Below are 7,553 nucleotides of genomic sequence, written 5' to 3'. Positions count from 1 at the left end.
TTCGTTGGTTCGAGTCCAGCTACCTCTGCCATATCCAAATTGGGTCAGTCATTCGTGATTGACCCAATTTTTTTTATTCAGTTTAACCAAGATTTTTCTATTTAACCAAGATGTTTTTTATCAAAAAAACCGATAAAGTCTTATAAAAACTTTTCAAAAATCCCCATATCCCCTGCAAATTATGGTTCAAAAATGCTAAAATATAATCTCAATTGGTTATGTTAGCTTTCGATTCGCTTTTATAGGATTTTTACCATGTCATATATGGCTGTCTTTTCAGGTAGTGCCAACCCTAAACTTGCCCAAACCGTTGCCGATAATCTGCACATTCCTTTGGGTAAGGCAGACATCAATCGTTTTTCTGATGGCGAAATCGCTGTTGAAATCAAAGAAAATGTTCGAGGTAAAGATGTATTCATTCTGCAGCCAACCTGTGCACCCACCAACGATCATTTGATGGAAGTTATTTTATTGGCAGATGCACTGCGTCGCTCAAGTGCTGGTCGTATCACAGCCGTGATTCCTTATTTTGGCTATGCTCGCCAAGATCGTCGCCCTCGTTCAGCTCGTGTGCCCATCTCTGCCAAGGTGGTCGCTGATATGTTGTCGATTGCTGGTATTGACCGTATTATGATGGTTGATTTGCACGCCGATCAAATTCAAGGCTTTTTTGATGTGCCTGTTGATAACTTATACGGCACGCCTGTGCTATTGCGTGATCTTAAGCAACAAAACTATGAAAACTTAATGGTTGTTTCACCAGATGTTGGTGGTGTGGTGCGTGCGCGTGCCATGGCAAAATTACTTGGTGATGCTGATCTTGCCATTATTGACAAGCGTCGTGCTCGTGCCAATGAATCTCAAGTGATGCATATTATTGGTGATGTATCTGGTCGTGACTGTGTCATTGTTGATGATATCGTTGATACCGCAGGCACACTGTGTAAAGCCGCTCAAGCACTCAAAGACCATGGTGCACGCCGTGTGGTTGGTTATATTACCCATCCTGTTTTATCGGGTAAAGCCATCGAAACCATTCAAAAATCTGCCCTAGATGAGCTGGTTGTTACCGATACCATTCCACTTTCTGAAGCTGCCTCTGCTTGTGCGAATATTCGCCAAATCAGTATTGCCTCGATGATTGCAGAATCATTACGCCGAATCAATAATGAAGAGTCAATCAGCGCCATGTTTGAGTATGATATTTAACCCATTTGCCAATCATAAAAATTCCGCCAAACAGTGGCGGAATTTTTTAACGCATGCGTGATAAAATATGATCTTTTAGGATAAATTGGTGATATAACGCCCCAATGATATGTGCCGCCACAAAGATTAATAGCATTGGCCACACAATATCGGTATGCCAATCTATCAACCTATCTGCCAGCTCGGTATTGGGTATCTTAAAACCAGAAATACTGATGATACCAAATACATTCACCCCATAGCCGCCATACATGGATGCCAAAAACGCCGTCAAAGGCATCACAATCATCGCCACATATAAAGCAAGGTGAACCACATTTGCTATCACGGTATAGATTTTTGAAACTGGCAGTGGTGTAGGGTCTTTGGTAAATACTCGATTGGCAATACGAAGCATTGTCCAAATCAAAAAGCTCACCCCAATTGACTTATGCAGGCTAAGATAATCCTCGCCTTGCTGAGCCAAAAACCAAGCCAGCACAATCAATAATGCACCGATCCAATGAAAAATACGCGCTGCCAAATTATATTTTATCACACAAGCAGAGGTTATCTGAGTCATGACTGGCATACCTCAATTAAATAAAACTTAAAAACAAATCTATTTTATCAAAATATCTTCAAGCTAATATTCTGTAACTGTTGATATTTTGTATCCATACCTACTGACAGTTTTGGTTGGTTAAGTTTTGGTTGATTAAAAGCGATACTATCACTTTCATCAAAAATCATGCTAAGATGAGTTTATACAATACTCAATCGGATAAGGATAGGCATGACGGCCCATAAAGATCGGTCAACCAACCTCTCAAAAATATGCTTAAAACATTGTTTGTTCACATCAAGTCTCATCACCACATTGGCAATGGGGTTGGCGATGAGTGCTTGTAGTGATGACCGCCCAAAATCCCCTATAATCAAACCTGCTGATGATGGCATCATACTTAATAAAGACAGCATCATGACCGTCAAGATGTCCAAATATCAGCCAAGTTTTGCCTTTGATGGTAAAATTATCCCAGCCAATCAGACCCTATTAAATCTTGATACTGCTGTGATCGTTGAGCATATTTTTGTTGATGCAGGTGATGAGGTTTCCAAAGGCGATGCACTACTTGGTTATTTCACCCATTTAGAATCTTTGCCCAGCGAAGTTACTACCCTGCCTGCGCCATTTGATGGGGTGGTTCATCGTGTCTTTGCCCACACAGATCAGCACTATGATGCCAATACGCCATTAATTGAGATTCATGATATTTCTCAATTAAAATTCATCAGCTATTTGTCTTCTGCACTGATGAATGATACCAAATTGGGCGATGCGGTAACTTTTGGGGTTGATGGTATTGCTCATGTTGGACAGATTAGCCAAGTGAATGTCAGTGAACAAAACCCCAAACTCATTGAAGTACATGTCATCATCGAACCCAATCCTGATGAAAAGCCCAAAGATCTGCTTGGGCGGCGTGTGGTTGGGCATATTGATTATGGACAAATCCAAGTTGGGGTCATGATGCCCAGCAGCGCTGTTTATGACAGCGATTTGAATATCTTAGCGTTAGATGGATTTGATAAGCCACCACATAAGCCAGATGCTCCGATTGATGGCTATGTTTGGGTCGTAAAACAAGACCACCGACTGTCCCTGTCCCCTGTAAAAGTTTTGGAATACCGTCCCAAAACTCAGCAATTTTTAGTGCAAGGTATCACCGAAGACAGTCTTGTTGCCACAGTGCCCTTACCAAAAGACGCACATGATAAGCCAGTCAAAGTATACTAAGACCACAAATACAAAATATTGACCGTAATATCACCAAATACGGGAAGATAAATGTTACACATTCTTGAAATTGTTTGCTAAACTTCAGAGAATTGACCAATTTTTATGCAATTTAACTACAAATATACACTTGCGAACACAGACAAAACTTGGCAAGATAGCTCTATGAGTCACTATCATTTAAAGGTACTAAAATGAATAAACAAATCCTACTGATTGAAGATGATCCAGATTTGGCGGAGCTGATCAGTGATTATCTATCCATGAATTATTATGAAGTTCATCACGCTGCAACTGGTCAAGGTGGCTTGGATATTTTGGATACCAAAGAGCGTGACATCAGTTTAATTGTTCTAGATTTGATGTTGCCAGATATGGATGGCATGGAAGTGTGCCAAAAAGTACGCGGTTCAAAAAATACCATGATTAACAAAGTACCGATTGTTATGCTCACCGCTAAGGGGGACACTACCGATCGTGTCTTAGGGCTTGAGATGGGTGCTGATGATTATATTGCCAAGCCATTTGAGCCACGAGAGCTATTGGCGCGTATCCGTGCTGTCTTGCGTCGTCACGAAACGCCAAATCAAGCAGATACCAACTCAGGCAGCCTAACTTTTGGTCGTTTGACGGTTTATCCAGACAGCCATGAGGTCACGATTGATGAAAAGACCGTTCGTCTGACCACACACCAGTTTCAGCTTTTACATTATTTTGCTACGCATGCTGGCAAAGTACTCAATCGTGAGCAGCTTTGGCAAGCCATGCCAAACGATGACAGCTCAGAAAATATTGATCGTGCCATCGATGTTCATATCTCAAGATTACGCGCTTTGATTGAAGATAATCCACGCCAGCCCAAGCGTATCATCACAGTGCGAGGCGTTGGCTATCAGTTTGCCACCGATCAAGTTTAAATCTATTGTTATCCAAAACCATCAGGCGATAGGCTTGATGGTTTTTCTGCATTTTTTGGGATAATCAGCTTAGCCACCCAGTGACTTGGTGTGATGTTGTCATGATTCACCATTTAATCAACAGTTGGTCGTCTTATGAACTTGGTACATTATGGAAAATTTGGTTTTCGCTCCATTTCAGCACGATTATTTATCAGCGTTTTTTTGGCACTTTTGACCTTTACCATTGCTTTTGTGCTATTGTCACAATTTGCACATAATAATTCTGATTATACCAGAAATCGAGCTATTGCCAGTCAAATTATGAATCAAATTGAGCCATTTTTGGCAGAGGCACACACTTTATCAGCTAAAAATAATTTGCTTCAGGCGAGATTTTCTTTGGTTGTTATCAAAAAAAGTTTTGATATTTTTGATGAAAGCTTGAATGCCAAAATTGGGCTGTATGATTCTCAAGGGCGGCTGATGCTACAAACCGAAAATACCGACTTGCCTGAAACGCTTGTGCCTAATCCACCATGGATTAGCCAAATCTTTGCACCATCACCCACCCACATTGTGGTCAATAGCACACTTGGCTATTCTTTATGGTACGAAAATCGCATTCTTAGCCCTGAACGCCCTTTGATGGCATGGTTTAATCTATTTTCAGGCACAGTCTTATTATTTACCATCATGTCGGCAGTACTTTGGTGGATTTCGCACAGTATTACTTGGCGAATCAATCAACTAAGCCGACAGATGAGCCGCTTGGGTGAAGGTGATTTTAGTGTGCGAGTCAGCGAAGAGGGTAATGATGAGATTGCGGTGCTTGCACATGGATTTAACCAATCCGCCCAAAAAATCGAACAGCTGATTGATGCACACAGCCTACTACTTGCGCACGCTTCACACGAATTTCGTACGCCCATTACTCGGATTCGCTTACAAATTGAGATGATGGATATGCTAACAAGCCAGCTTGATGAAACTACAAAAGCCAAATTTGATAAACGAGCTGCTGCGGTGAATCGTGATTTAACAGGGCTAAATGACTTGGTTGAAAGCATTTTGTTGGTGTCTCGGCTGGATGCAGGACACGCTCTGCAAGCCACCGAGCAAGTCGATTTGTATGAGCTGATTCGCTCAGAAGTGCAGCACTATCCTGAGGCGACACTTATCGGTGAGTCAGTGAGTATGATGGCTCAGCCAAAATTGCTTACGCATTTGGTGCGTAACCTACTCAATAATGCCATGATTCATGGCATACCGCCTGTTCAAGTTTATCTGTATCACGCCACCAATATTCAAGAAGCCACCTCAATCCCTCAGTACCTGCTAGACAGTTTTTGTAACATTGGTGATGGCGATATTTTACACTCAAAATCAGATGAAGCAAACGCTTTAGACAACAAAACCCCGACTGATTTTTTAAAGCGTCTAACTCGTCCCAAAGATAAAGAGCAAAAGGCAGATCAGCCAAATTTTGCAGTGCTTGCTTTTATCGATCAAGGCTTAGGCATTCCCAAGGATAAGCGTAAGGACATTTTTAGCCCTTTTGTACGCCTAAAACAAGAAAAAAAGGGGTCAGGGCTTGGGCTATCATTGGTATCACAGATTGTTGAAGCTCATCACGGGACAATCATCACAGATACTTGGCTTGGGCATACACGCTTTTTGGTGATTTTACCACTGACTGCCAAATCAAAACCACTGTCTTAGACATTAAGAATAAACCCACCAATCATTAATTAAATATTGATAAGCATTATTGTCACCATTTTAATGTTTGGTTCGTGTATGATATAATATAGGGTTTACTTCATTGATCAAGGCAATTTAACGATGTCCACACACTCCCTCTCGCCCATGATCACCCTCTTAGGCGTTAGCAAACATTTTGTTATTGAAAAAGAGGGTAAAACGACGAGTTTTACTGCGGTACAGCCAACCGATTTGACCATCCAAAGTGGTGAAATCTATGGCATCATTGGTGCTTCAGGTGCTGGTAAATCCACCTTAATCCGCTGCATCAATCTGCTTGAGCGACCAAGTGAAGGCTCTGTTGTGATCGATGATGTGGATTTGACAGCCTTATCCGAGCATGAACTCATCACGCAACGCCGAAAAATTGGCATGATTTTTCAGCACTTTAATCTTTTGCACTCTCGTACGACTTTTGAAAACATTGCCCTACCGCTTGAATTATCAGGCACCCCCAAAGCAGTGATTGCCAGTAAAGTGGGCGATCTGCTTGAGCTGGTTGGCTTAAGCGATAAAAAAGATGTTTACCCTGCCAATCTGTCAGGCGGACAAAAACAGCGTGTTGCCATTGCACGAGCTTTGGCATCTGATCCAAAGGTTCTTTTGTGCGATGAAGCGACTTCTGCACTTGATCCTGCAACCACCCAATCTATCTTAACTTTGCTTAAGAAGATTAATGAAGAGCTTGGCATTACCATGTTATTAATCACACATGAGATGGATGTGGTGAAGCGTATTTGCGATAAGGTGGCAGTGATGGATAAAGGCGTGCTGATCGAACAAGGCACAGTCGGTGAAATTTTTGCCAATCCTCAAACCCCACTTGCCAAATCCTTCATTCATTCAACATTTCATATCGGTCTGCCAAACAGCTATCTTAGCCAACTCAAATCCGAACCTGCCTTGGGATTGTCGCCTGTGATTTGTTTTGAATTTACGGGCAATTCAGTGGATATGCCATTATTTTCGCTTGCTTCAAAACAATTTGATGTAGATTTTAATATTTTAACCTCACAGATGGACTATGCAGGCGACATAAAATTTGGCTTTACCATTGCCGAGCTGATCGGTGAAGGCACTTCGGTCATGCAAGCAATAGAATTTTTAACCACCCATCGGGTCAATATTGAGATTATCGGCTATGTGGAATGAGATTGTCACAAAATTTGTCAGTGAAATGCACCCAAGAATGTGGGAAATGGTTGCCCAATCTACTTGGGAAACCATCTATATGGGGCTTGCTGCCACTGCCATCGCTGTTTTAGTTGGGCTACCGATGGGATTTTTGGCATTTTTAACCGATAAAGGGCGTATCCTTGAAAATCGCAGTGCATTTGTAATTTTGGATGTTATTATTAATATTGGTCGCTCCGTTCCTTTTATTATTTTGCTCATTATTCTCATGCCAGTCACACGATTTTTGGTGGGAACAACCCTTGGCACAACAGCCGCCATCGTCCCTTTGAGTGTGGCAGCAATTCCATTTTTTGCACGCTTGAGTGCCAATGCCTTATTAGAAGTACCCACAGGACTGACCGAAGCTGCTAAATCTATGGGTGCAACGCATTGGCAGGTTGTCAGCAAATACTATTTTGCCGAAAGCCTGCCCATTTTGATTAATGCGGTCACATTGACCTTGGTGTCTTTGATTGGTTATTCTGCAATGGCAGGCGTGGTTGGCGGTGGTGGCTTGGGAAGCCTTGCGATTAACTATGGTGAGCATCGCAATATGGTATATGTCAAGTGGATTTCAACCATCATCATTGTTGCCATTGTGATGATTTTTCAAAAAGCTGGCGATGTCTTGGCAGCCAAAGTTGATCACCGATAGCCATGCTGAATCAGTCTATAAAAAATTGAAAAAATTTCATAAATTTTTATATGAAATATCATCATTGACGCTT

Annotated in this window: 7 protein-coding genes; 6 read left to right on the top strand and 1 reads right to left on the bottom strand. The window is 41.7% G+C overall.

Features of this window, described 5'->3' with window-relative positions; all coding sequences use genetic code 11:
• Positions 1-255 precede the first annotated feature (255 nt).
• A complete protein-coding gene (locus HMPREF2573_RS01515; protein WP_003656314.1) occupies positions 256-1,209 on the top strand; it encodes a ribose-phosphate pyrophosphokinase in 954 nt (317 codons plus the stop codon).
• Between the two features lie 46 nt (positions 1,210-1,255).
• On the opposite strand, the gene HMPREF2573_RS01510 is transcribed toward HMPREF2573_RS01515, so the two are convergent.
• On the bottom strand, positions 1,256-1,771 hold the full coding sequence (locus HMPREF2573_RS01510) for a cytochrome b (protein ID WP_070472311.1): 516 nt from the start codon (positions 1,769-1,771) through the stop codon (positions 1,256-1,258).
• A gap of 213 nt (positions 1,772-1,984) precedes the next feature.
• Between HMPREF2573_RS01510 and HMPREF2573_RS01505 the strand changes: the two genes are divergently transcribed.
• The 5 genes from HMPREF2573_RS01505 (at position 1,985) to HMPREF2573_RS01485 (ending at position 7,480) form a co-directional block, all read left to right on the top strand.
• A complete protein-coding gene (locus HMPREF2573_RS01505) occupies positions 1,985-2,989 on the top strand; it encodes an efflux RND transporter periplasmic adaptor subunit (protein ID WP_070472307.1) in 1,005 nt (334 codons plus the stop codon).
• A gap of 194 nt (positions 2,990-3,183) precedes the next feature.
• Positions 3,184-3,906 (top strand): response regulator transcription factor, encoded by a 723-nt coding sequence (locus HMPREF2573_RS01500; protein ID WP_003656306.1) that lies wholly within the window; start codon positions 3,184-3,186, stop codon positions 3,904-3,906.
• A gap of 135 nt (positions 3,907-4,041) precedes the next feature.
• A complete protein-coding gene (locus HMPREF2573_RS01495) occupies positions 4,042-5,607 on the top strand; it encodes a sensor histidine kinase (protein ID WP_003656304.1) in 1,566 nt (521 codons plus the stop codon).
• Between the two features lie 147 nt (positions 5,608-5,754).
• Positions 5,755-6,801 carry a methionine ABC transporter ATP-binding protein MetN gene (metN, locus tag HMPREF2573_RS01490; RefSeq protein WP_042510180.1) on the top strand — a complete coding sequence of 349 codons (1,047 nt, stop codon included), beginning with the start codon at positions 5,755-5,757 and terminating at the stop codon, positions 6,799-6,801.
• The gene (locus HMPREF2573_RS01485) at positions 6,791-7,480 is read left to right on the top strand and encodes a methionine ABC transporter permease (RefSeq protein ID WP_003665055.1); all 690 of its coding nucleotides are present in this window, start codon (positions 6,791-6,793) and stop codon (positions 7,478-7,480) included. The genes metN and HMPREF2573_RS01485 overlap by 11 nt, the downstream gene beginning before the upstream one ends.
• Positions 7,481-7,553 lie beyond the last annotated feature (73 nt).

This window comes from Moraxella sp. HMSC061H09 (assembly GCF_001809255.1).
Lineage (GTDB): Bacteria > Pseudomonadota > Gammaproteobacteria > Pseudomonadales > Moraxellaceae > Moraxella > Moraxella catarrhalis.
The sequence above is the reverse complement of the archived record's forward strand: the minus strand, read 5'-3'. Positions and strand labels throughout refer to the sequence as shown.

Coding starts and splice junctions, on each gene's coding strand:
- HMPREF2573_RS01500 (WP_003656306.1), top strand. CDS start 3,184: ATGAATAAACAAATCCTACTGATTGAAGATGATCCAGATTTGGCGGAG.
- HMPREF2573_RS01485 (WP_003665055.1), top strand. CDS start 6,791: ATGTGGAATGAGATTGTCACAAAATTTGTCAGTGAAATGCACCCAAGA.
- HMPREF2573_RS01510 (WP_070472311.1), bottom strand. CDS start 1,771: ATGACTCAGATAACCTCTGCTTGTGTGATAAAATATAATTTGGCAGCG.
- HMPREF2573_RS01515 (WP_003656314.1), top strand. CDS start 256: ATGTCATATATGGCTGTCTTTTCAGGTAGTGCCAACCCTAAACTTGCC.
- HMPREF2573_RS01495 (WP_003656304.1), top strand. CDS start 4,042: ATGAACTTGGTACATTATGGAAAATTTGGTTTTCGCTCCATTTCAGCA.
- metN (WP_042510180.1), top strand. CDS start 5,755: ATGATCACCCTCTTAGGCGTTAGCAAACATTTTGTTATTGAAAAAGAG.
- HMPREF2573_RS01505 (WP_070472307.1), top strand. CDS start 1,985: ATGACGGCCCATAAAGATCGGTCAACCAACCTCTCAAAAATATGCTTA.